Origin of the sequence: Aquimarina sp. Aq78, assembly GCF_900299525.1 — a bacterium.
In the GTDB taxonomy this organism is placed as follows: domain Bacteria; phylum Bacteroidota; class Bacteroidia; order Flavobacteriales; family Flavobacteriaceae; genus Aquimarina.
Map to the genome: position 1 here is coordinate 189,524 of NZ_OMKA01000026.1, position 26,434 is coordinate 215,957.

General features: G+C 34.1%; 16 protein-coding genes. 8 read left to right on the forward strand and 8 right to left on the reverse strand.

What is annotated here, in order from left to right:
- Positions 1 to 7: 7 nt before the first annotated feature.
- From DG435_RS17135 to DG435_RS17150, 4 genes are all read right to left on the reverse strand, one after another.
- Entirely contained in the window at positions 8 to 1,717 is a 1,710-nt protein-coding gene (locus tag DG435_RS17135; protein WP_106793685.1) for a S8 family peptidase, read from the reverse strand.
- Complete coding sequence (locus tag DG435_RS17140) at positions 1,701 to 2,564, reverse strand: MBL fold metallo-hydrolase (RefSeq protein ID WP_106793684.1); 864 nt, start codon at positions 2,562 to 2,564, stop codon at positions 1,701 to 1,703. The genes DG435_RS17135 and DG435_RS17140 overlap by 17 nt, the downstream gene beginning before the upstream one ends.
- Positions 2,565 to 2,732: 168 nt before the next feature.
- On the reverse strand, positions 2,733 to 4,997 hold the full coding sequence (locus DG435_RS17145) for a SulP family inorganic anion transporter (protein ID WP_106793683.1): 2,265 nt from the start codon (positions 4,995 to 4,997) through the stop codon (positions 2,733 to 2,735).
- Complete coding sequence (locus tag DG435_RS17150) at positions 4,998 to 5,858, reverse strand: universal stress protein (protein WP_234387139.1); 861 nt, start codon at positions 5,856 to 5,858, stop codon at positions 4,998 to 5,000.
- A 132-nt stretch (positions 5,859 to 5,990) separates the two neighbouring features.
- On the opposite strand from DG435_RS17150, the gene DG435_RS17155 reads away from it, so the two are divergent.
- On the forward strand, positions 5,991 to 7,826 hold the full coding sequence (locus DG435_RS17155; RefSeq protein ID WP_106793682.1) for a sodium:proton antiporter: 1,836 nt from the start codon (positions 5,991 to 5,993) through the stop codon (positions 7,824 to 7,826).
- Between the two features lie 142 nt (positions 7,827 to 7,968).
- Entirely contained in the window at positions 7,969 to 8,400 is a 432-nt protein-coding gene (locus DG435_RS17160; RefSeq protein WP_106793681.1) for a hypothetical protein, read from the forward strand.
- A 48-nt stretch (positions 8,401 to 8,448) separates the two neighbouring features.
- Here the strand turns inward: DG435_RS17160 and DG435_RS17165 are convergent, their stop codons facing one another.
- Complete coding sequence (locus DG435_RS17165) at positions 8,449 to 9,498, reverse strand: endonuclease (protein ID WP_106793709.1); 1,050 nt, start codon at positions 9,496 to 9,498, stop codon at positions 8,449 to 8,451.
- A 231-nt stretch (positions 9,499 to 9,729) separates the two neighbouring features.
- On the opposite strand from DG435_RS17165, the gene DG435_RS17170 reads away from it, so the two are divergent.
- From DG435_RS17170 to DG435_RS17190, 5 genes are all read left to right on the forward strand, one after another.
- Positions 9,730 to 12,618 carry a TonB-dependent receptor gene (locus tag DG435_RS17170; RefSeq protein WP_106793680.1) on the forward strand — a complete coding sequence of 963 codons (2,889 nt, stop codon included), beginning with the start codon at positions 9,730 to 9,732 and terminating at the stop codon, positions 12,616 to 12,618.
- A 51-nt stretch (positions 12,619 to 12,669) separates the two neighbouring features.
- Entirely contained in the window at positions 12,670 to 14,064 is a 1,395-nt protein-coding gene (locus DG435_RS17175; RefSeq protein WP_159025660.1) for a DUF5689 domain-containing protein, read from the forward strand.
- Positions 14,065 to 14,232: 168 nt separating this feature from the next.
- A complete protein-coding gene (locus DG435_RS17180; protein ID WP_106793678.1) occupies positions 14,233 to 15,069 on the forward strand; it encodes a mechanosensitive ion channel family protein in 837 nt (278 codons plus the stop codon).
- Between the two features lie 743 nt (positions 15,070 to 15,812).
- Positions 15,813 to 16,892, forward strand: a complete 1,080-nt coding sequence (locus DG435_RS17185; protein WP_106793677.1) for a methyltransferase domain-containing protein — start codon at positions 15,813 to 15,815, stop codon at positions 16,890 to 16,892.
- A gap of 283 nt (positions 16,893 to 17,175) precedes the next feature.
- A complete protein-coding gene (locus DG435_RS17190) occupies positions 17,176 to 17,427 on the forward strand; it encodes a hypothetical protein (protein WP_106793676.1) in 252 nt (83 codons plus the stop codon).
- A 57-nt stretch (positions 17,428 to 17,484) separates the two neighbouring features.
- Here the strand turns inward: DG435_RS17190 and DG435_RS17195 are convergent, their stop codons facing one another.
- Both DG435_RS17195 and DG435_RS17200 read right to left on the reverse strand, forming a co-directional pair.
- On the reverse strand, positions 17,485 to 18,324 hold the full coding sequence (locus DG435_RS17195) for a M57 family metalloprotease (RefSeq protein WP_106793675.1): 840 nt from the start codon (positions 18,322 to 18,324) through the stop codon (positions 17,485 to 17,487).
- A 126-nt stretch (positions 18,325 to 18,450) separates the two neighbouring features.
- Positions 18,451 to 19,287 (reverse strand): M57 family metalloprotease, encoded by an 837-nt coding sequence (locus tag DG435_RS17200; RefSeq protein ID WP_106793674.1) that lies wholly within the window; start codon positions 19,285 to 19,287, stop codon positions 18,451 to 18,453.
- A 738-nt stretch (positions 19,288 to 20,025) separates the two neighbouring features.
- Between DG435_RS17200 and DG435_RS17205 the strand changes: the two genes are divergently transcribed.
- Entirely contained in the window at positions 20,026 to 21,423 is a 1,398-nt protein-coding gene (locus tag DG435_RS17205; protein ID WP_106793673.1) for a metallophosphoesterase, read from the forward strand.
- A 95-nt stretch (positions 21,424 to 21,518) separates the two neighbouring features.
- Here DG435_RS17205 and DG435_RS17210 read toward each other — a convergent pair whose 3' ends face one another.
- Complete coding sequence (locus tag DG435_RS17210; RefSeq protein WP_106793672.1) at positions 21,519 to 26,129, reverse strand: DUF5689 domain-containing protein; 4,611 nt, start codon at positions 26,127 to 26,129, stop codon at positions 21,519 to 21,521.
- Between the last annotated feature and the right edge of the window lie 305 nt (positions 26,130 to 26,434).

The window sequence follows — 26,434 nt, forward strand, 5'->3', positions numbered from 1 at the left end:
AATAAAACTATTTAGACAATTTATCCGCCATAATAAGGGCGTTATATAGGTTAACCATTCTACCAGATTTAGACAACCCAGAAAAACTTCCCACATTAGTTTGTTCTCCTCCGATAACTACCGAGGCTTTGGTGCTTAAACCACTATCCATAAGTATTTGTTTTACTTGTGGAGCCTTTAAACTAGGGTAATATGATCTAATTAAAGCAGCAACTCCTGCCACAGCTGGAGCAGCCATAGAGGTTCCTTGTAAATATTCATATGAATTATTAGGCGTAGTTGCCCATATTTTAACTCCTGGAGCAAAAGCATCAACATTACTTTTTCCGTAATTAGAAAAGTCAGCAACAAGATTAGCGCCGTATGCATAATTTAGGGCACCAATGGTAATAAAGTTATTAGCAACTTCAGAGCCATTATTCATTTGATCATTTGGATATACCGATTTTTTATCAAGGTCTGTTCCTTCGTTTCCTGCTGCATTTACGATTAATACATCTTTTGATGCGGCATAAGTAATAGCTTCTCTTACCCATTCTGGATGGGTGCTATAATACTTACCAAAACTAGTGTTAATTACTTTAGCTCCATTATCTACAACATATCGTATTGCAAGTGCAATATCTTTGTCATATTCATCCCCATTAGGAACAGCTCTAACTGCCATTATTTTTACATTTTGTGCCACTCCATTCATTCCTTTCCCGTTATTTCTCTCTGCAGCAATAATACCCGCAACATGAGTTCCGTGTTTTATACCTTCTTTTTTTGGATCAGGCCCCATAACATTATTATTCCCATATTTGACATCTGTAATATCATCTACATTGTCACCTACCACTGTTCTACCATCGAATTCTGGGTTTAAATTATAATTTAATTGATCTGTGAAATGATCTACCCCTTCTTTAATATTTTTTATAAAATCTGGCACAGTATCATCAGGGTCCATAAACCCAAACATTTGAGCCAGAAAAGCAACGTGTTGTTGCATTTCTTGGGTTTTTGCGTCAATTTTTAAAAGTTCTTGGCGAGAATAGTTTTCTTTTCCAATTGCTTCTACAACTGCTTTATGTGAAATTTTAGATTGCTGAAGAATTTGTTCGTATTGCCCTTTTTGTGCTGAATTTTCTTGATATTCTTTTTCAAATTCTGCTTTTGCTTCAATATACATTTGATATTCTTTACGATCAGCCTGCGGTATTGAAGCTAAAGTTTTACCAGTATATTTAGGCTTAAGCTTTTTTATAATTCTTACATATTCTAGATTTTCATCTTCAGAATCTCCCAGAAAATTCCATCCATGAATGTCATCTACATAGCCATTATTATCGTCGTCTTTACCATTGCCTTTGATCTCTTTTGGATTGGTCCAGATTACTCCATCAAGATCTTCATGTTCGATATCTACACCACTATCAATAACGCCAACAATAACGGTTTTACCTTTTTTATTTTTAATAAGAGTATTATATGCTTTGTTTACACTCATTCCTGGGATGGTATCAGAAACCAAATCAAGTGAATTCCAACCTTTTAATTGAGTATCGGTTAGATCCATATTTTTTAAAGGAGTAGTATCAATATTTCCTATGGGTGTAGAAACGATAGTTGGAGCACCACCACAGCTTACCAAAATCATAGATGAAGCAATAGCGGCAATAATTTTATTAGATGAGGGAATCATTTGATCTTTTATTTTAATTAAATATTTCATTACAAGTAAAAACTTCTTTAAGACGCACCCCTTTCTGGGTATGTTGTACTGTTATTATTTCATTATGGGCATCATGTTCCAGGAATAAATACCACCCGTTGGTAGCAGCGCTATCAAGAAACAGTTTTTTTTCATCCAAAGTCAACAAAGGTCTTGTATCATAACCCATTACATATGGTAATGGTATATGACCAGCTGTAGGCAGAAGATCTGCCATAAATACGATAGTCTTACCCTTGTGTTCTATATGAGGAATCATTTGTTTTTCTGTATGTCCATTAACAAATAGTACGCCAAAACCTAATTCAGAACTTTTTTGAAACGCTGCATCTGCTGATCTGGAAATAAAATTTAATTGGCCACTTTCTTGTATCGGCACAATGTTTTCGCTTAAAAAAGAAGCTTTTTCCCGTTTATTAGGTGCAATAGCCCATTGCCAATGTTCTTCGTTACTCCATATTCTGGCATTCTTAAAAGCCAATTCATATCCAGTACGGGTATCATTCCATTGCACCACGCCACCACAATGATCAAAGTGAAGATGAGTAATAAAAACATCAGTAATATCATCTCTGTGAAACCCCTTTTCTTTTAAAGAAGCGTCAAGACTATCACTACCCCAAAGTGAGTAATGGCTGAAAAATTTTTCAGATTGCTTGTCTCCCATTCCAGAGTCAATGAGAATTAACCTATCACCATCTTCAATCAGTAAACATCTTGATGCAATATCAATTAGGTTTTTTTCATCTGCAGGATTGGTTTTGTTCCATAAAACTTTAGGAACAACTCCAAACATAGCCCCTCCATCAAGTTTAAAATTTCCTGCTTTTATGGGATATAAATTCATTTCTTTTTCTTTAAATTATATGTTATCTCAAAGGACTGATTGGTATATCCAAAGTACCAATTAATCTCTCTACCAAAACACTTGCTACATATTTTCTTTGTGTTTCATTCATTAGCATCTTTTCAAGAATAATTAAAAATCTTTGCAAAATAGAAAAAATGGAAGGGATCAAGATTTAATTTTTGGACTTTTTAACAATATTTCATCATATTGTATATTTGAGATTACTTTTTCTAAGCGAGTTCCATAATTTAATAATGCTTTAATCTCCTTAATACTAGCTAAACGTTCTTTCCGCATTACAAGTAAAGAATTGCCATTACATTCGATATGATAATATGGGTTACTCTCTAAAAACAGCACTAAATCATCAGTAAATAACACTCGAATTTTTTCTGGATTTTCCCCTAAAAGGAAGAATCGCTTAGAAAAATCGGGATGTCCATAAATTAAAATATCCTTAAAACCCGAAAACTTATATATAAACTCTAATAATCCTTCTTTATCTAGAGTGAATTTAGGAATTTCTTTTTCTAATTGTATAGTTAATATTGTAGTTCTAACTAATGTACGTGCTATAAATTCGCCTTCGGAAAATTCGGTATCAGAAATTCTAAAAATAGACCGGGGATCATAAATAGAGTTGTTTAGATAATTGATTTTTTTAGTTTTAAAAAACACAAAATCATGTAAACCAGAAATATCATTATCCTTTTTAGGGTCATATCGCCAGGAAAAGTCATTAGCAATATTCTGTAAATCTTTTTGTCTTTTGGTAAGATTCGATTTTGCTCCAAGTTTGATTTTTTTAGAAAAAGGAATCAAACTTCTTATTGCTAGAGGGTGTTCTGAAGAAGTACCATGAATATCAAGTCCTGTGATCTCAAAAGATCCTCCTTTTCTCTTAAAAGTTTCTTGATACCCCAATAGACTCTCCTGTACAGTATAGTCTACAAAGTCACAAAGAGAAAAATCGATAATAGCATCCTGATTCTCTGGAATTGTATCTAATTTTCTTTTTAATCGAGAATAATTAAGAAAGCTCGAAAAATTCTTTACACTAACAAAATAGGTGTCGTTGAAACCTTCTTTAAACATAAGCACATTAGGTTTAAAAAGATTTCTAACAAAAAACAGCACACTTTTATTAAGGATAAAATGTATAACAATCGTTGTCAGGATTCCGATAAGGATCCCTGTGATTAAGTTTGTTGTTATTGTTGCAATAATTGTGGCAAAGAAAATGATAAGTTGTTCTTTACCGATTTTGGCAACAATTTTTAAGTTTCTGGGAGCTGCCAGTTTATATCCTGTATATACCAAAATAGCTGCCAATGCTGTAAGCGGAATTCTTTTAAGTTGATCTTGAAATAAAACCACAAATAGTATTAAGAACACAGAGTGAAAGAAGTTAGAAGTCCTATTGGTACCACCATTATTAACATTTACAGAACTGCGGGCAATTACGGTAACTACATTAAGCCCTCCTAAAAAACCACTCACAATCGATGCAACACCTAATGCAGTAAGGTCTTTGTTTATATTTGATCTTCTTTTTAAAGGGTCTAGTTTGTCTACAGCCTTAATACTTAATAGAGATTCGATACTAGAAATTAAAGTTATTGCAATAACTACTCCTATAAATTTAAGATCAAGAATTAATGAAAAATCCGGAGTAGGGAAATTTGAAAAAATATCATCAGGTATTTGCACTAATAAGGAGTCAGCTATAGGGTAAGGAGCACTAGAAAAGAACTCATAATAATAACTTAAACCTACAGCGATAAGAACGATCCACATGGGTGCTGGTACTAATTGAAAATACTTATTTCTGATTTTACCATAAAAAAACATAATCAATAAGCTCAAAACTCCAACCAATGCAGCAATAGCAATGGCGCTATATTCGGGCTTAAATAATAACGAAATACTATGGGGAATATTTGTTAACAAGGAAACGGTATCTCCTTTGATGCCAGTATTGGCAAGCATAACATGAAATTGTTTTGCAAAAATACTTATTCCTATTGCAGCAAGCATTCCTTGAATTGCCGAAGAAGGGAAAAAATCACTCAGAATCCCTAGTCGCAATTGTCCAATAATGATCATCAGTGCTCCAGAGCATATAATGGCTGCTAATGTAAAAATATAACCTTGATAAAGATCACCATTTGCAAGGGTTGTTATAGCACCTAGTAAAACGACTACCAATCCATTACCCGGACCTGTAATTGTAACTTTAGATCCTCCAAAAATGCTTACAATAATCCCCCCAACAACAGAAGCAATTACTCCTGAAATAGGAGGGGCTTCTGAAGCTAAAGCTAACCCTAACCCTAGCGGTAATGCGATTAGCGAGACCACAAAGCCCGAAAAAATGTTCTTAGGCAGTTGAGATAAAAAACCAGATGTAGTGTTGCTCGTCTTTCTCATTTATCTCATAATTAAAACATCTGTTGGTAATTCTGATAAAATATGCTCAAGATCATGAAGAAAAATACGATCTAAAAACGTAGTTCTTTGTGGAGCATTCATAATAAGAAGATCTGCCGCTACGACTTTTGCATAATGACCAATAGAATATCCTCTTTTTCCAAATATGGATTGTGTTTTTATTAAAATACCGGTTTTAAGATCTTCGGGAACATCATTTAAGATATGTTGTACTCTAAGATCTTCTTTTTTGGCTAATTGTTCTTTTATTAATGTGTCTTTAAGCAAAGATTGATCGTCTTCTACAATAACCTTAACCTCCTGACGAGAAATCTCTTCTACAATAGTGAGTTTTTGTGCACCAAGATTTTGTGCCACTTCGAATGAATCAAGAATTGTTTGTCTGGTTTTTTCATCTTTAAGACCATTTACCACAATATGATTACAGGGTCTTAAATCTTCTGATGGTTTTATTAACAATAAAACAGAACAATGTGCATTTCTGGTAATTTTTCGTGCAATTGACCCAATATAAAATTTAAGAAAGTCTTCTCTGGGAATAGCACCAAGCATAATAAGATCAGCTTTATTTTCTTTGGCGGTTTCAATAATTACTGTAACAGGATCCCCTTGTTTCCAAATAACATTTACTTTTTCATCATCATCATCAGAAAACCCTGAAATGAGCTCTTTTATATTGTCCTCTTTCTCTTTAGTTTTTTCGCCTACATGAACAATGATCATTTTAGAATCAAAAAAATCAACCATTCGCATGGCCTCAAAAATATTATTTTTTAAGTTAGGAGAAAAGGCTACCCCAATAAGGATAGTATTAAATTTATGATTAGGTAATTCGTTCAAAGATTTATTTTGTAATAATTATAAGTGGCAAAATATAAACTTAATTTTTTAAAATCAGAAAATAGCACTTATTTCTGTTATTTTTAAAAAAATCCCGATCTTTCTCACATTAATCTGATTTAAGAACAAAGCATGTTAGAACTTGCAGGAATAATTATATTAGGAATTTTAGCTCAATGGGTAGCATGGAAATTTAAAATACCCGCAATCTTACCATTAATTTTAATTGGGCTTTTGGTTGGTCCTTTTGCTACTTTATTTACTAGTGATGGCACTAAGTTAATACAACCTATCTGGAACGGGAAAGAAGGTCTTTTTCCTGGTGAGAGCTTATTCTATTTTGTTTCTTTAGCCATAAGTATTATTCTTTTTGAAGGTGGTCTTACCCTAAGAAGAAGTGAAATCCTTAATGTAGGTCCGGTGATTATAAAATTAATCACAATTGCCGTTATTGTTACTTTTTTTGGTGCAGGATTAGCAGCACACTATATTTTTGGTTTAAGTTGGCCTATTTCTTTCTTATTTTCTTCATTGATTATTGTAACTGGCCCTACAGTAATAACTCCGATTCTTAGAAACATTCCTCTTAAAAAGGACGTGTCTGCGGTACTAAAATGGGAAGGTATTTTAATTGATCCTATTGGAGCTCTGGTTGCTGTTCTGGTATTCGAATTTATTAGAGTAGGCGGTGGCGAAGAATTTACATTTACAGCTTTGGTCGAATTTGGTAAAATTGTACTAGTGGGCTTTACATTTGGCTTTACGTTTGCACATGCTTTAGCATTTTCTCTAAAGAAAAAAATTATCCCTCATTATTTGCTTAACGTAGTAACTCTTGCATTGGTATTAGGGGTTTTTGTGTTATCTGATGCTTTTGCTCATGAATCTGGGTTACTTTCTGTAGTGGTTATGGGTATGGTATTAGGGAATATAAACCTTCCTCACATTGATGAAATTCTATATTTTAAAGAATCTCTAAGTGTACTTCTGATCTCGATATTATTTATTCTTTTGGCAGCAAATATTAATATCGAGGATTTACAACTAATCTATAATTGGCAAGCTGCATTACTTTTTATTATTGTCGTTTTTATAGTTAGGCCAGTAGGTGTATTTCTAAGTTCTTTAAATTCTGGACTCAAAACTAACGAAAAACTATTTATCAGTTGGGTGGGGCCTCGAGGTATTGTAGCAGCGGGTATTGCATCATTATTCGGATTAAAACTATATAAAGAAGGAGTTCCGGGAGCAGAGTATATTACACCTCTTGTGTTTATGATTGTGTTGGGTACTGTTTTACTTAATGCTACTACAGCACGTATTTTTGCCAAATTAGTAGGAGTATTTCTCAAAAAATCTGAAGGCATTTTAATTATAGGCGCCTCTAAAGTTTCCAGATTGATTGCAGTATATATCAAAAACAACAATCGACATGTGGTTTTGGTAGACAGCAATAGAGATAACATTAATAAAGCCAAGGATCTGGGATTAGAAGCAATAGAAGGTAACATTTATGGTGATCAGCTCAAAGACAATATTGAGTTAAATGATATGGGATACCTAATGGCACTTACAGGTAATAGTGATATAAATAAATATGCAATTAATAAGTTTAAAGATCAATTTGGAGAATATGGGGCTTTTAGATTAATTACTTCTGAAGAAATGGAAGATCCCAAAAACAACCCTCAAGAAGGACTGTTTTCTCATACCGATGACTACTATAAACTTATTGAGCTTGCCGAAAAATATCCTGGAATTCAAGAAATAAAGATTAAGGATAAAAAACAATATAAAACGTTGATTGATCTGACTAAAGATGATAAAGACATTATCCCCCTGTTTATAAAAGATACCAATAAAGATATTAGAATTATATCATCATTTAGTAAAGAAATAGAGCAGGTAGAAGAAGGTAGTTTTCTGGCCTATATTGGTAAGCCTATTGATATCGAAGAGGTAAAATAAATTACTACATTTTCTATAAGATAGTTGCTTGTTACAACCAATTTTGGAGATGATGAAACCATGGGATTATATAGTGATATTACCTAGTCCAGTTTAATTTTCTTACTTTTGAATCTACTTAACCTAAAAATTGATAATCAAAATGAAAAAACTTGTGTATGTCGTTGCCTGTATCCTTGCCCTGGGATTTACAGCATGTGGAAGCGACGACGATGATGTAGATTGTGTTAAAGCTAATGTAGACTTATCAGAAGTTGCTGTGACATATAGTCAGAATATTGGTTCTACAGAAGCTTGTGCTGCATATAAAACAGCAATAGAAACAGTTTTAAATAATGGCTGCGCTGCTGATGATGAAACAATTAAAGTTTATGAAGAGCAATTAAAAATATTAGGAGATTGTAAGTTTGGAGGACAAACCTGCCTGAATTGTACTAATAATGATATTACTCTGCGGGTATGTAGGGGAGAAAACGGAAATGCTTTTATACAAGAATTTCATCAAGGAGTATTAACTCCTAGAGATACGGGTGTTCCTTTTGAAAAATATGTAGAACTTTCTGATTGTAAATAATCAGATAATATCTTTATAAAAAACAAATAAAAAGGTGATCAAAAGTGATCACTTTTTTTGTTTAATAAGATATATGTATACCGGAAAATGATCACTATATCCTCCTGTATATGCACCATTAGTATAGCTACGAAAAGGATACCCTTTATACTTACCTGTTGGTGTAATCAAATATTCTGGATTAAATATTCCAGCTTTATAATACCTATAAGAATAATAATCTATGTCTAAAAAACTTTTAGAAACAATAATTTGATCAAACAGGCTCCATTGATCTCTCCAAGCAAGAGAACCCAACCCCTTTTTGGCCAATTTTGCCATAGGATTGTAAAGCTCTTTAATTTTAACATTTTTTCTATACTGTTTTGGAGCCAGTATTTTTTTTACGCTAGAGTCATTAGGATTATCATTAAGATCGCCCATCGTGATAATTTTTGCATATGGATCAACGGCAAATATAGAATCCATTATCTTTTTGTTTAGTGCTGCTGCTTTTTCTCTTTTATATCGACTTCTGGCTTCTCCACCTCTTCTAGATGGCCAATGATTTACAATTATATATAGTAAATCTCCATCCAGATAACCACTCACCAGTAATTGATCTCTTGTAAACACTCGCTTAGCAGTATTTTTGTCATAAATTACTAACTTATGTTTATTGAAGTTTTTCACTTTAAACAGAGCATTTTGATAAAGTAAAGCCACATCTATCCCTCTTCGATCCGGAGAATCAAAATGAACAATACCATAATCCTTAGATCTAAGATTTGGATCATTGACAAGATCTTCGAGTACTTTTCTATTTTCTATTTCTGCAACGCCCAAAACAGCAGGAGAGCTGGTAGTCAGATCTTCACCAATTTCAGAGATTGTTCTGGCCATATTTTTAACCTTATGTGCATACATTTTATAGGTCCAATGATCCTTTCCTTTAGGAGTTCTGTCATCATCAAAAGTTATAGGATCATCTTCGGGGTCAAAGAGATTTTCAAGATTGTAAAATGCAATGGTATGGATCTTATACTCCTTTGTTTCTTGTGCAAAAAGAAAAGAAGTAGTTAGTAAAATAAGTGTTACGCAGGTACTTTTCAAAAACATAAGCTTGCTTTTTATCATACCTCACAGAGATACTGAATCAAGTTCAGCACAATATGAGGTTTAGGATTAATCTTTTCGGCAGATATCAAAATCAGGGTCTTGACACCTACTTTGAGACAAATATTGGTTTTTCCAGTTTCGAAAAATGAAACTGGGATATTTTATACTTGCTCATTATTAACATATAACTCGGTAGCATTTTGAGTTATTCAACCCTATATATCACACACTATGAACTATACTCTTTTTGATTCAAAATATAATATATTGCTAGTGTTCTTTTGTAGTATCTTAGGCATACACGCCCAACAAACCGGGCTAAAAGGAAAAGTTATCGATGCCATTTCTGGTGTAAATCTTGAGAAGGTTACAGCATCTATTAAAGAAACAAAGGTTACTGTACTCACTAATTCCTTTGGCGAATTTGATTTTAGAAATACTATGCTTCCTATAGGGGAGCAAGTACTTATATTATCTAAACAAGGATATATAACCAAACGTTTTCCTATTATAATTAATGAAGGGAATGTCTTGAATCTTAAAAAAATAGACTTACAGTTTGATTTTAATACAGAACAACAACACATAGGCACGATTAGCCTTTCTGATCATGAATTAGATGAAGATAATGATGTTTCCTTTAGTGTTTCCGGATTACTTCAATCTACCCGAGATGTATTTCTTACTGCAGCAGCATTTGATTTTAGCTCAACTTTTTTTCGCCCAAGAGGTTTAGGAAATGAAAATGGAAAAGTTCTGATCAATGGGATTGAAATGAACAAATTTTCTAATGGAAGACCACAATGGAGCAATTGGGGAGGATTAAATGATGTGCAACGCAATCAGGAATTTTCACTAGGGATCTCAGAAAACGATTATACATTTGGAGATCTTTTAGGAACTTCTAACATCATTATGAGAGCTTCTAAATACAGAAAAGGAGGCAAAATATCTTATGCAATTTCTAACCGTAGTTACCAGGGGAGAGTAATAGGAACGTATAATTCTGGGATTACGGCAAAAGGATGGGCATTCTCTGTATCGGTAGCCAGAAGATATGGAAAAGAAGGCTTTGTTGAAGGAACCTTATATGATTCAAATTCATTTTTTGTTTCGATTGAAAAGAAATTAGGAAGAAAACACAGTCTAAACCTAACAGGTTTTTATACTCCAAATCGTAGAGGGAGATCTACAGCGATTACCAATGAAGTATTTAATCTTAAAGGAAACAAATATAACCCTAACTGGGGGTATCTAGACGGAAAAATAAGGAACTCCAGAGAGCGGAAAATAGAGGAGCCGGTCTTTATGATAAATCACTATTGGAATATATCAAAAAACTCTCTTTTACAGACGAATATAGCATTTCAGGCAGGTAAAATTGCAAATAGTAGAATAGATAATGGAGGCAGTGATTTAATACTAGGTCCAAACGGGCAACAAACCTATATTGGAGGAGGCAGAAGTGCAGATACCAATCCTGTACACCCGGATAATATGCCAAGTTCTTTTTTAGAAAACCCCAACCCAACTCCTCTGGATTATCAAAATGCCTTTTTAGCACAACAAAATCTTATCAATGATGGGCAATTAAATTGGGATGATTTGTTACAAACCAATCAACAAAATGCGCAAAAAGGTAATAATTCAACATATATTTTATACGAGGACAGAACAGATGACACCCAGTTGAGTGGTAATATGATACTAAATAGTCAACTCAATAAACACATTACATTAAATGCAGCAATCGGGTACAAGAATTTAAAGAGCCAAAATTTTGCTGAGGTAACAGATCTTTTGGGCGGTACTGGTTTTCTGGATATTGACGTATTTGCTTTATCTTCGATAGGATCAACTCCTTCTGAATTATCCAATAGAGCACAGAGTGATTTACGTAACTCTAACCGTATTGTTGGAGTAGGAGATCGGTATGATTATAACTATGAGATTGAGGCCTCAGCAATTAAGGGATTTCTTCAAGGGCAATTTAAGTTGAAAAGAGTTAACTTCTTTTTAGGAGGAACATTTTCACAAACGTCCTATCAAAGAAATGGTTTATTTGAAAATGGATATTTTCCAGGGAATGCTTCTTATGGAAAAAGCGAAGCTTTAAACTTTATGAATTATGGAATAAAAGCAGGAACTACTTTTACTGTCAATGGACATCATTTTATAAAACTACAAGGCGCATATTTTAATAAAGCACCTACAATTCGTAATACTTTTGCAAATGCAAGACAGAATAATAGTACCGTAGCACAATTATTAGGTGAAGCTCAGGAAAGTGAAAAAATTCAATCTGTAGATGGTAGTTATATATTTCGTTCTTCAAAAATAAAAGCAAGATTAACGGGGTATTACACCAAGGTTATGGATGCTACCAATATTTCTTTCTTTTTTACCGAAGCTATCTCAGGATCAGATGTAGGGTTTGTTCAGGAAATACTTACCGATATTGATAAACGATATATTGGTGGAGAATTTGGAATTGAGTACCAAATTACCCCTACTATCAAAATTAAAGGAGCTGCTGCAGTTGGTAGTTTTGTATATGATAATGATCCAGACTTAGTTTTAACTAGCACTAGTGAAGTATTTTCAGACATTCAAGGGGTACGAAGTTTCGGAAAATCAGCATTAGAGGGGTATCACATTTCAGGAGGACCTCAACGCGCAGGGCAATTAGGTTTGGAATATCGTGACCCAGATTTTTGGTGGTTTGGAGCTACTACAAATTATTTTTCTAACGCGTATATCAACATAAGCCCTTTTGCAAGAACCACGAATTTTTATCAAGATACTGATGGATTGCCTTTTAACGATTATGACGAAAATATTGCAAAGCATCTTTTGCAACAGGAGCAGTTTAAGGATTATTTTCTTGTAAATGCTATTGGTGGAAAATCCTGGAGAATCAAGAAGTACTACATTGGTTTTTTTGCCTCTATAAGCAATATTCTTGATCAAAAATATAAAACAGGAGGATTTGAGCAGGCTAGGAGTGCGAATTACAGATTGGCTTTAGAAGAATCACAACGCGACACTCCCGTTTTTGGATCAAAATATTTTTACGGGTTCGGTACTTCCTACTATCTCAATGTCTATGTAAGATTTTAGTTTCAGACTTCACTATAAAAACAATAAATACAACAAAAATATCGTACAAAAATGAACACAAAGAAATTTTTATGGATCTTAATTGTATCATATACAATTATGGGGTGCTCACCAGAAGAAGAATTTAAAATATCTCCGGTTACCATAGATGAACCGCAAATTGAAGGCATACAAATTACAATTGATGCAATACTCGGTATTCTGGGACAGAAACTTGTAGAAGATGGAGAAAAAGCCAAGGTAGTTTTTGAAGATACTAACAATTTTATCCAAGGTTATATCGTATCCAGTGATAAAGCCAGTAATTTTTTTAAAGAACTTGTGCTTCAGGATAAAAATACTAACCCTTCTGCAGGAGTTCGGGTATTAATTGATGACAATCCATTATTTACTACTTATGAATTTGGACGTAAAATGTACATTAAGCTAGATGGTTTATCTCTTGGCATGGAAAACGGGATTCCAACTCTTGGAATTTCAGAAGGAAATACCATTGGTGCAATTCCCTCTTTTTTTATAGAAAAAACTGTGATAAGATCTACAGAAATAGCTACTATAACTCCACTAGAAATAACAATTGAAGATTTTACAGATAAACTAGTAAATTTATACATTAAAGTAAACAATATTCAGTTTACCAAAAGTCTTGTTTTAGAAGATAACGCTTTTACTTTTGCGGCAGAAAATTATGACAAATTCGATGGAGAGCGTATTATAGAGAGTTGTGCGACAGGAAGAACTACAATAATGAGCACAAGCACTTTTTCAGACTTTAAAGGGCTTAAACTACCAAATCAACAAGGAAGCTTTGAAGGGATATTAACTAAAAACTTTTTAGGAAACAGATATAACTTAGTGCTTAATGATCCACGAGGATTAGTATTTGATAATGAAACGAGATGTGATCCTATAGTTTTAGAATGTCCAGCAATTTCTACCGGAGCTACGATATTATTTGAAGAAGATTTTACAGATCTCAAAATTAGTGACCTAGAAGATTCTGGATGGATGAATAGCAATATCACAGGAGGAAAATTAAAGTATAAGATAGGTAATTTTGGTGAAAATCAATATGCACAAATTACTGGGTATAGATCTAAAGAAAGTCTATATGAGGTATGGTTTATTACTCCAGATATTGATATAAGCACCTCAACAGATGAGGTTTTACATTTTGACCTTCAGGCAGGATATGATAACGGAAATATCCTTGAAGTTTTTGCGACGGATAATTTTACAGGAGACCCTACAACTACATCATGGACAAAGCTTGATGTTATGATCCCTAGAGGGCCATTAAATGCTTTTGGCGATTCTACACCTGCAGGACCTACTGGATTATCTTGTTTGAGTGGTACCATTCGTATAGGTTTTAGATATATTGGTGGTGATCCCAGAGCTACCACGCGTTACCATATTGATAATATTAGGGTTATAGGAGAATAAGAGCTAATTGAAATGACTTGGTAGTGTGATTTTTGTTTAGTAGGTATTTTAAAAAAAGATAGCATTTTATTACAGTAAATTCAAATTGTAAATGGTATTAGTTTAAAAAAGAATATTTCACCAAGGTTAAATCCTTTATTTTTGCAGATTAGTTTAAAAATATAAATCATGGAAAAACTTGGACTTACTAACGAGAACTGGGATCAATTTGTAAAATGGTTATGGGATTTTATACCGGGTTTGGTTTCGGCTATCATTATTCTAATAGTAGGTATATGGGTTATTAATATTATAAGTCGTATGCTTCGCAAGTTTTTCAAAAAGAAGGATTATGATGAAACATTAGAAAAATTTCTTTACGATTTTTTGAATTTAGGACTTAAAGTTCTCCTGGTGGTTTTAGTGGTGACTCAATTAGGAGTACAATCATCGTCATTAGTTGCTATTTTGGGTGCCGCTGGTCTGGCAGTTGGTTTGGCACTGCAAGGATCTTTGGCAAATTTTGCAGGTGGGGTATTGATCTTGTTTTTTAAACCTTTTAAAATAGGTGATTTTATTGAAGCACAAGGCATACAGGGTACAGTAAAAGAAATCTCAATTTTCACTACAAAATTAAATACTTTTGGTAATCAATTGGCAATTCTCCCCAACGGTAAATTGTCTAATGACAATATCATTAATTACTCTGAAGAAGGTAAAAGACGAGATAATATTACAATTGGAGTATCTTATGATAGTGATATTAAGAAGGCCAAACAAGTATTGCTAGACCTTGTAAATGAACAAGATAAAATAGTTCAAGATCCTTTACCTGTGGTAGTAGTGACAGAACTTGGGGATAGCGCGATAACGCTTTCATTACGATATTGGACACTTACTGAAGAATTTTGGGATATACATTTTTATACTCTCGAAGAAGCAAAAAAACGCCTGGAATCAGATGGGATCTCTATTCCTTTTCCTCAAAGAGATATTCATTTATATCAACATGAAAACATAAAATAGAATTTACAAAACTATTATTAGATGTAGAAACCCTAAACCCTATGATTTTTATAGTGTATTTATAACGAACTTCCTGATTAATTTAATGATTTTTAGATTGTTTGCATAGTAGCCATATTATATATATATCTTAATGTTAGTTAATAGGTTACGGCTGTAAAGATTCAATGTTTTTAAAAAATTCCTTAATCAAATTAATAGGTATTAAACGATATTAATCTAAATAACATCATTGACTTTCTGCCAAAGACTAATATGAATGTAAAGACAATGAAAAAAACAGTCACTTTAGCGATAATCATAAATCTTTGCAGGAATCAATGCTCAAGAATATAGAACCTATAAATCTCTAGAAGAGGCTCTAAAAACTCTGGATCAAGTTTATGAATTAGATTTAAGTAAGTATGGGCCCACTAGTCTTCCGAAATCTATTGGTCAACTCAAGAATTTAATTTGGCTTATTTTAAGTTTTAAAAAATTAGTACCGCATTGTAAAATTGAATTTTGAGATAGTTTATCCGCAGTCTTGTTATCACCATTTTATAATAATCGTGATTATGTAATTGGGTATTTCATAACAATGCTAAGTAATTATAACCTCAACGTTCTTAGAAATTAAAACAGTAAATTCTGATTTTATAAGCAGTTGAATTATATTCAAGCAACCTATTATTTTTTTTCATATTCTTTTGTCGTTGGCTTTTAGCGAAGCGTTGTATTTTGCATAAAAAAAAACAAAAACAATGGCTAGTATAGAAATCCGTCATTTAAAACTTATTGATACCGTTGCAGCCGTAGGAACCTTAAAAAATGCGGCCGAGAAACTTTTTCTTACACAATCGGCATTAAGCCATCAGCTTAAAGAGTTAGAATCCCGCCTAGGCACCCAGATATTTTATAGAGTTAATAATCAATTGGTGTTTACTACGTCTGGTAAAGAGTTACGAGATGCCAGTAAAGAAATACTAGAACGTCTGAAACAGGCAGAAAATAATATTCAGGAAATAGGTCAAGATCACATGAAGAGTTATATTCATGGATATTCTCAAGAGGAAACAACTCGATTAAATGACCAGGCTAATTCTATTGCAGAGCTTTTGCACTGGGACTCAAAATGGAAAAAAGGCTCTCTAATTCTTGAGGCTGGTTGTGGCGTTGGGGCACAAACCAAAATCATAGCAAAGAACAACTCAGATTCGACTTTTATTTCTGTAGACTTGTCTACTACGTCATTAGAAAAAGCAGAGGCATCGATCAAAGAACACAATATCAAAAATGTAGAGTTTAAGGTGGCCGATTTGTTACACTTACCTTTTAAAGACGGTCATTTTGATCACATTTTTGTTTGCTTTGTTTTAGAACATATTCCCCACCCAAAAGAAGCTCTACAGGAACTAAAGAGAGTTCTTAAACCGGGGGGAACACTTATGATAATTGAAGGAGATCATGGTTCTACATATTTTTATCCAGATAGTCTATCTGCTCAAAAAGTGGTGCAGGCACAAGTAACTTTACAACAACAAAAAGGAGGGAATGCTAATATTGGCAGAGCGCTATATCCATTATTACTTGATTCGGGATTTAAGAACATCACTATTTCTCCAAGACAGGTATATGTTGATGATTCAAAACCCGAATTAGTAGATGGGTTTATTAAAAATACTTTTACGGCTATGGTCAGAGGGATTACAGAAGAAGCATTAGCAAAGAAAATTATTAGCAAAGAAGAAATAAATAATGGTATTAATGATTTGTATAAGACGGCTGAAGGAGGAGGTACATTTTGTTATACTTTTTTTAAAGGAATAGCGATTAAAGATTAATGAATTAAGTTATCCAGCTTACCATATATTCGGATAGAATTAACAGTAAAGCTATAATCTTGGTGCTTGTTAGGAGTTGAATTTAAAATCCTTCATGAATGGATTTGTTTTTATGTTTTACCTCGGCTCTTGTACACTGGATTATAGCTTGTTGTTTGATTTTGAGTACCTATGTTAGTGTGAAGGCTATGTAACTACTAGTAAAATTAGGGTATACCAGAATTATAAAACAATTACTCTGTTACAACGTTTTATAGACAGTACAAACTAAAAATGTTGTATTATGAAAACTTTAAAAAAGTGTTTATTAGTAGTAGTATTAGTATTTTCAGTATTGGCCTGTGGTGAAAAGAAAAAAGAGGCTGAAGCTGCAGAGAAATCAAAAAAGACTGCGGTAGTCGCTAAAAAGAGTCAAAAAAAGATAGTTACTAAAACACTATCTAAAAAAGAGCAGCGAAAATTAAGAAGAGAACAACGAAAACGAGAACGCCAAGCAAGAAGAAAAAAGCGTGAACTCAAGAAGAACAAAAAGTAAATAGTAAAAAAGGCTGAATTATTAAATTCAGCCTTTTTTTATACATCAAAACTATTTTCAGTATAATATATTTAATGCCAGAATATCGGTAGCTGTTAATTCACCATCTGCAGTAGTACTAAAACAGGCTAACATAACAGAATCTGTATATGGAGACCAAGGAGTTCCCGGTATCCAAATAGGTGAGGGCCCGGCAGGCACAGGACCAGTATACCCACAACTCTGAAGGTTGTACCAATCTTGATGAGCTAGCCCAATAGCATGTCCTATCTCATGAGTCATTACATGCTCTACCACATTAGTACTAAAACTATTTGTACCTGCTTTAATTTGGATATACTTACCCGGTCTACCTGCTGCAGTAGGAATTGTAGCAATTCCACCACCACCTAGTTGATTATTATTATACACTACCATATCCGCTGGACCAAAATCAGTACCAAAAGTTAGTCTAAATCGTAGTGAATTACCCAAACTATTATAGTTATTTACAGCCCACCGTAAAGCGGTTTGCATTTTACTGGTGAGAGCATACCCAGAACCCGTATATCCAAGGATATCAATAACTCTATAAGGTGGTGATACTATGTGTGGAAACCGGAATTGTTTCTGGTTAGTTGTTTTAGGTTTTAACTTGCTATAATTTTTTAAATCAGATACGGGGATTAAAATATCTCCCGAAACCAAATATTTTTTTTTAATACCATCTAATGTGGTAATATCTTCAATCGTAACATTATCAGTGTTTATAAACATGGCAGATAACTTATCAAGTTGTGCTTTTGTGGGTTTTAAAGCTACCTGTTCGGGTATTTCATTAGTAATCTCATCTTTATCGCAAGACCCAAAAAATCCAGCAATAATAATGCAAAATACTAATAGTTTAAACTTTTCCATTTTGTTTTAGTTTTAAGAATATTTAAGTTGTTTTAGTTTTCGAAATTTCTGAATGGTAATCTCTGTTATGATAAATCTCCAGAGTTTTGCTCTGGAGATTTATTGTTATCTCTCAAAAGGATATCATTAGTATAGTATATTTAATGCTGTTTTGTCTGTAGGTGTTAATTCACCATCTTCACCAGCACTAAAACATGCTAACATAATAGAGTCTGCATTGGGAGACCAAGGAGTTCCCGGTATCCAAATAGCACTAGACTCGGCAGGCAAAGTGCCAGTATACCCACAGCTTTGACGGTTATACCAGTCTTGATGCCTGAATCCAACGCAGTGCCCAATCTCATGACCGATTACATGCTCATTTACATTAGTACTATATGCATCTGTTCCTGCTTTGATTCTAACCCATTTGTATGGTTTGCCGGCAGGAGTAGGAAATCCTGCAATTCCACCTGCAGCTCCTGCGATTTTATAAACTACGATATCCGCAGCCGCGACGTTAGTACCATAACTAAGCGTAAAATTAAGTGTGTTGGGTAACACATTATAGTTAAAAACGGCCCAGGATAAAGCTGTTTTCATCTTAGGAGTTAATGCAAAACCACCCCCAGTATACCCAAGAATTTTAATATTTCTATTAGGTGGAGATACTAGGTTTGGTGTTCGGTATTGTTTACTATCATCATCACGAGACTTTAGTTCCGGATATTTGTTTAAATCTGCTATTGGAACTGTAATATCTCCTGAAACCAAGTGTTTGGCAGAAGAACCGTCTAAAAAGGTAAAATCTTCAATCGTAACATTATCAGTATTCACTCCCATATTATGCAACTTCTCGAGTTGTGCTTTTGTGGGCTCTATTTTCACCTGTTCTAGTGCTTCATTTGTAACTTCATCTTTTTGGCAAGACGAAATAAATCCAGCAATAATAGCGCAAAGCGCTAATAATTTCCATTTTTTCATTTTGATTTAGTTTTAAGATTATTAAATAAGTTAGTTTTTGAAGCCTACAAGGATTCATGAGATCATTCTTTTAGAAACAGTTACTTTCGGCGCCAGATATATTTTTGTTTCTTACCTATTGGATGGTTTTGTCCTAATGATACTATAATCATTGTGGGATTCTAACCATTAGAGTGGAGTAGTATCAAATGAAGAAATATTTAATCTCTATTGATTTTAATTTTAAAAGTATTCAAATCTATCTATCTATAAAAATAGAATAATAACATTCTTAATTGTTTGAAAATATAATCAACTGATTGTTAGGTAATTAAAATTGTTATTCAGGAAAATCACTATATAAAAATGGGTTAATTAACTGTATAGAGACTAGTCATAAACTCTGGATAAAAACAGGTATTTGGATGTTTTTTTTTGATGAGAACCCGTAATGTTATGTTGTTGAAAAACAATGTGTTATGTGTATTTTTTAAAAAACCTCCTTTTAATTAGATTATTTTCTTTACATTTAGATAAAATTGCCTCATAATCAAGATTTTACAGAATTTTGTTATGAGGTTTTTATATTAGAAAACTACTTGATACTACTCCGTAACAATATCTGGTGAGCACCTCTCATGATCAGATGTTTTAGTATTTGAATATCTCATATTATACCTCGTTAAACCCTGATTAGATTTTTGGTATCTCTTCTGGGTTATTAAACTTTTCATTAATACTATCTAAAACAAAACTAAAATGGAATCTTCACAAAAAACACTAGAACAGATCCAAAAAGAATTGCAAGATGCAGTACAAAAAGGAGTTGTAGTAGAAACTCATTTCTGGGTTACTTTTCAGAAATCAGAAGACTTGCTTATTCAATTAATGAATACCGAAACACCGCCTCCACCGCTACCTCCTGGTGCCGATGAGAGTATTGAATTTGGATGGGTACTGTATTACCTAAACAACAAAGCACCTTCTTGGTTAAAGCCTATTTTGAAATTTTTAAAAATGCCTGCTTCAAAAATCACAACTAAAGAATGGGATCATTGGTGGACAATTTGGGAAGGCGAAGGCAAATTAACAGGCGATGGTTCTCTGGTCTCTACAGCCAAGTATGCCGAATTGGATATGGGTGACCCAAAAGGAACAGGGTGGCCATTGGCAATACTCAATTTTTTATACTATCGATTTTTCCCTAAAAAAATACATCCATTTGTTCATAATGATCCTCCAACTACAATTAAAATAACCCCTTCTTCTCAACCGTCATTAAAAATTGCATTATTTGGAGATTGGGGGACAGGAAAATACAAGGATGGAAATTTACCAGATAGCCCATCGCAAATGGTGATGCAACAAATTGCGAAACAGACCCCGGATATTATGATTCACCTGGGAGATGTATATTATGCAGGTCTTGAATCTGAAGAACAAAATAATTTATTAAACTGTTGGAAACCTGCTCCTCTTGGCAACTTTACTCTTAATTCTAATCACGAAATGTATGATGGTGCAAATGGTTTATATAAAACAGCACTTGCATCTTCAGTTTTTGAGAAGCAAAAAGGAGGAACCTATTTTTCTATTACCTATGGGGATTGGGTAATTATGGGTCTGGACTCTGCCTATAATGCAACTGATATGTATATGGATGGAGTAATCAATGATGTATACCAATCAGGACCAGAAGGATTTATAGCTACACAGTCTAAGGGTAAGAAAACAATACTGCTTACTCACCATAACCCAATGGATGTGCAAGGAAAGTATACAAATTCGCTATGGAATGATGTTGTTAAAGATTCTCTTATGGGAAGACATCCCGAAGTGTGGTATTGGGGTCATATTCACAATGGAGTCGTTTATAACAATACTGCTGCAAGTCACTCTACTTTAGCTAGGTGCCTGGGACATTCTGGTATTCCATTTGGTAATGCAGAATGGTTAGAGGGTAACAATAATGGGAATTTTGGTACCATTGATCATTATGCTCATACTCCATTAGAAAACCCTTCTCCCAATAACAAATTAAGAGTTAAAAATGGATTTGCTATTTTAGAGATTAAAGGCGGAAAATTAACAGAAACCTGGTATGATCAAGACGGAACTCTTTCGTGGACATCAAAAGCCCCAGAATTATCATATTAGATGATGTATATTATTATAAAAGAGAGGTTTTGACCTCTATAAATGAAAAACCCTGCGAAGTCATCTTCGCAGGGTTGATATTTTGTGTTTGCCAATTATTTTTTAATTATCTTTTTAGTTATATTAAGTTTTCCATTTGTACTGAAAGCATGTACAACATAAAACCCTTTTGGATAACGATTCATATCAATAGATAATTTTGATTGCCCGGCATTAAGTTGTATTGTTTGAGTATATACAGTTTTGCCAGTTACATCAGTAATTATAACATCTACATCTCCTTCAACAAGAGTATTAAAATCTATAGATAATTGATTTTTAAATGGATTTGGAGAAACAAAAACACTTGCTTCTTCTAATCCAAAATCCTTGGTGAGTAATTCACTTTCAAGAGCAGTAGGGTTTTCTGTATAGACCATAGTATTTTTTGTAGCGATACGCTCACCATTTTCAAGACATACAATAGCATCTAAGTCATAGCCATCTGCAAACCATGGAAAATTAGCTTTATCACTTGTATCCACAACTTTGATATATTTTGCAGAACGTAAGTTACCCGTTGCAAGATCAAATTCTCCATCCTGGCAAGTTGTTCCTAAAGAAACAAATTCAATACCATCCTGAGAAGCAAATACTTCTGCTGATTCTGGATAGTAATTACAAGGGACGTTGTCAAAGAACCCTGTAGATTCGAATACTGCAAATTCATTAGTACCAGCATTATCAAAAATTTCGTTGTTTAGTTCTATGGTGATCGATCCACCAAACCCTAAACTCACAAAATTAAAATACCTTTTTTCTCTGGGAGTTCCTAGGGCACGCTTAGTCTTGCTTCTAAGTCGGGATATTCTTCCTCCATCTTTTCTCTTGCCTTGATCAAAAGCTACCACAGATGCTCCCGAACAATCATTATTTACAAATTCTGGTTCTAGCAAGAATCGTGCAGAAACGGGTAAGTGATCCGATGTAGTGAATGCATAGTCATTATCATATACGTCGTAATGAACAGTTACAGAATTTTCGATATAAGCTTCATTAAGTTCATTGGTTACCATGATATGATCAATCATATTTTCTCTAAAAACGAATGATCGCAATCCTGCTTCGCTTAGTGCAGAAGATACAATCGTGTAATTAGCAGTGTCATCTACATATTCCTGAAAACTAGAAATGGTTGATGGGATATCTGCTACGGTTTCATCTACATCGTCATTATAATCTCCCAAAAGAATAACCTTGTTGTTTGCAAAATTAGCATCTAGCGAATCTTTTAATACTTCGACATCATATTTACGCATATCATATCGATTTTGAGGACCATTGCTACTATTTGCTCTGGCATGTAATGCGATCAAATCAATACGTTCTGTAACTCCATTAATGGTTACATCTGCAGTCATTAAAAATGGTAATCTTCCACTAGCATAGAAACGATCTGTTTCGCTAGGGTAATCTACAAGCGCAGATGCATCTCCACCATTATATAGCGGATGAATAGATGTAAACATTGCTCTTGTTTCGACCACAGAAACGGTTTCAGTATTATAAATAAATCCTACTTTTTGTGATACTCCACCAGAACCAGGACGAGAAACGGCATCGGATAAAATATAATCATACCCTGGTAACAGGTTTACTAATTCTTCAAATAATACATCATCAGCAATTTCTTCTACAGCATATACATCTGCTTTTAGTTTTTTAAGTACTGTAGCAGTACTATCTCTTTGAATTGCATCAGACATAGGGTTTTGACCTACAGGTGAGTTGTTTTCATCACCAAACCATTCGATATTCCAGGTTACTACATCAAAAGTATCTTCTTTAGGAAAACCTACTGTGTCTCCTGGTGGAATAAATTCTACCGCACAAGGAATATCTGAAGCTTGCCTTGGCAGTAACTGGAAGAATTCTCTAAAACGACCTATCACACCAGTGATTTCTGAACAGGTAACAGGTTGTGCTTTACCTACTATAGAAGCTACGTCGTTATCAACACGTAGTTCTCCGTTTCCGCTAGCATCGGTAAGGGTGAAGTTAGAGTTTCCAAATAAAAGATCTCCTGGATTAGGGAATGTGGTATTAAGTACTCGAACCAATTCTCCCGGATGATCTGCAAGTTGTGTAAGCGTAATGTCTAGTGGTGTAATTGGGTTTTGAGGAAGACCGTTATTTACTACTTCAGCTACAGAACTAATTTGAATCTGATCATTAAAAACGGCTCTGACTCCTGTTATGGTAATAGAATCTCCAACTTTTAGAGCTGTATTAGCTTGCACCTGGTCATCAAAAACAGCGATACCACCAGTAGCATCCTGAATAAATGCAGGACCATTAAAACTATCGGTAACAGTTAGTACTCCTGCAATAGTTACCGGAGTTCCCTCTGCAACAGCTCTAGCTTCTGCAATGCTTATTGGGTCACCAGGAGTTACTATTACACCATCGTTATCTGCTCCTGGTGTTGGAGCTTTAGCGACATATGTAGCAGTATTTCGAACTCCTCCTTGTCCATTAGGACTTCGCTGTAAAGACTCTCCATCTTTGTTTCCATTTGTGTTTTCGTTCACCTGTGGCTGATCTGTATTTAGAAGTACTAATAATTCTAGATCATCAGCATCATCGGTATCATATACAATGGCATCAATGATATTTTCGGTAGTAACCGCTGTTCCATTAGGGAAGCTTGTAGCATCTCCAAAATACAAGACTACAGCATCTGCACCATTTTGGAACGTATTTCCGGGAACGACAAGGTTTACATTGGCAACATCTGCATTACCAACCACAAAATATCCTTCGGCATTGGTAGTAAAACCATCTAAATCAATGGCGTTATAACTGGTATTATTACTTCCGTTATAATTTACCAATACATAACCATCAAGTGAGGTATTTCCGGTTCCACCATCATATAGTTCTACAAACTCTAAAGCATCAGAGCCTTGAGTATCTGCATCCAGTTCGTTAATAATAAGATTAACTATCTCTGTTGCATTGGTATTTGCTCCTCCCGGAGTAGGAATTGCTTGTGTGTATGTTGAGGTATTTCTTAATCCTCCTGATCCATTAGGGAAACGTTGTAATGAATGGAAATTCTTATCGTTTTTCTCGTCTTCATTTACTTGTGGTTCACTATTATTTAGTAGCACCAATAGTTCTACATCATCACTATCATTGGTGTCGTATACAATAGCATCTACCAAATTTTCTGTTGTAATAGGGCTTCCGTTAGGAAAATTAGAAGTTGCAGTTTTATATAGTGCTACAGCATCTGCTCCATTTTGTAGTCCATTACCTGGAAACGTAATCCCAACGTTAGCTACATCTGCATTACCGATAACAAAGTATCCATTAGCATTTGTGGTAGAACCGGTTAAATCATAGGCAGCATAACTCTGATTATTGGATCCGTTAAAGAACACTAATGTGTGTCCATCTAGAGATGTGTTTCCGGCTCCGCCGTCAAATAGCTCTACAAATTCTAAAACATCAGACCCATCGGTATCTGCATCAATTTCATTAATTACTATAACGGCTGTAGGATCAACATCATCAATAACTACATTTTCTCGATTAGGAGTATTAACAGCTTCTCCCGGTTCTGCTATAGCTGCGGGGAAGCTTGGTAATCCACTTCCATCAAAATCATTTCTTTTCCAATCGGTGACAGTATTGGTATCTTGACCATTTGGAAATCTCGATGCTCCTCCAACAGTAAATGAGCTTCCATCAAAGGATTGTAGTAAGGTAACATTGGCATAGTTAAGATCAGATGCACCACCATCATTAACTCCAATATCATCAATGCGTTCTTCCCACGGGGTAACATCAAAGATACCATTGTCATCTGTATCAAGATCTTGTCCTAAACTACCCGTAAAATTCTTTACCAAAAGTAGAGTAACAGTACCATTTTCATATACATTACTACCAAAAGCAGTAGTGAAATATCCATTAATATCTGTAGAGCCTAATTGTAGTATTTCATCGATAACTCCAGAAGCATTACTATCTCCTTCAATTTCTAGTAACCAATATTCGCTTAAGTCTGTTTCTGCACCAGCTAATATTTCTACAAATTCATCAGTATCTGATCCGGTATGATTAAATACAAATTCGTTAATTATTGGTATGATAACTGGTGTTCCTAAAACCTGATTAGTATTTATCGCACCATATGAGTTGGTTGTAGATGTTTCCCAGGTAAATTCTGTAGCAGATGTTCCTGTTCCTGTTAGTTGTAAAGAGGCTCCAACAGGAGTACTGCTAGATTCTGATACACCTATATCGGTACTTGTTAACCCAGATGCAGGCCCATCTATTGCTGTAATAATACCTTCATAGCTTAAAAACTGGATAACAGTATTATTGTTGTCAATTAATGCAATCCCATCGGGTGCACCATTTTGTAATCCATTGGCAGGAAGAATTTCTACTATCGTTCCGAAACCATTTTGCTCATCAGGAATCACTCCCGAAATAGAAATTGTATTATAAACGGTGCTATTAGACCCATTATACAAAACAATACTCCAACCAGAAAGGTCTGTTCCTGCTGTCCCGGCAATTTCGATAGCTTCTTCTACATCTGTACTTGCATTGTCGTAGTGTATTTCATTAATAAATACGGATTGAGTAAACCCATTCTGAGTCCAAAAAAAGCAGGAGATAACGAATGGAATTAAGAGTAATTTTAATTTCATGACTATTAGTTTATTTGTGTGATTTTTTGCGTAATGCAAGTTAGAGTATTAGAATGATTATTATTGGGCAGAGATGTTAAAAAAAGTTTAAGAAAAGTACGTATTTTTTTGTAATCACATATTAATCAATGGTTTGTTAGAGAAAGATATAGTTTTCTTAGGTATAGATTATAATCTAGAATCCAAATGATTTTGATGTAATTGAATAGGTGAAGATTACAAACGATCAATTGAAACATATTTTTAATCAATTCAAAATAGCAGACCATCAACTATGAGTGTTATAGCATTATCAAAAGAAACGC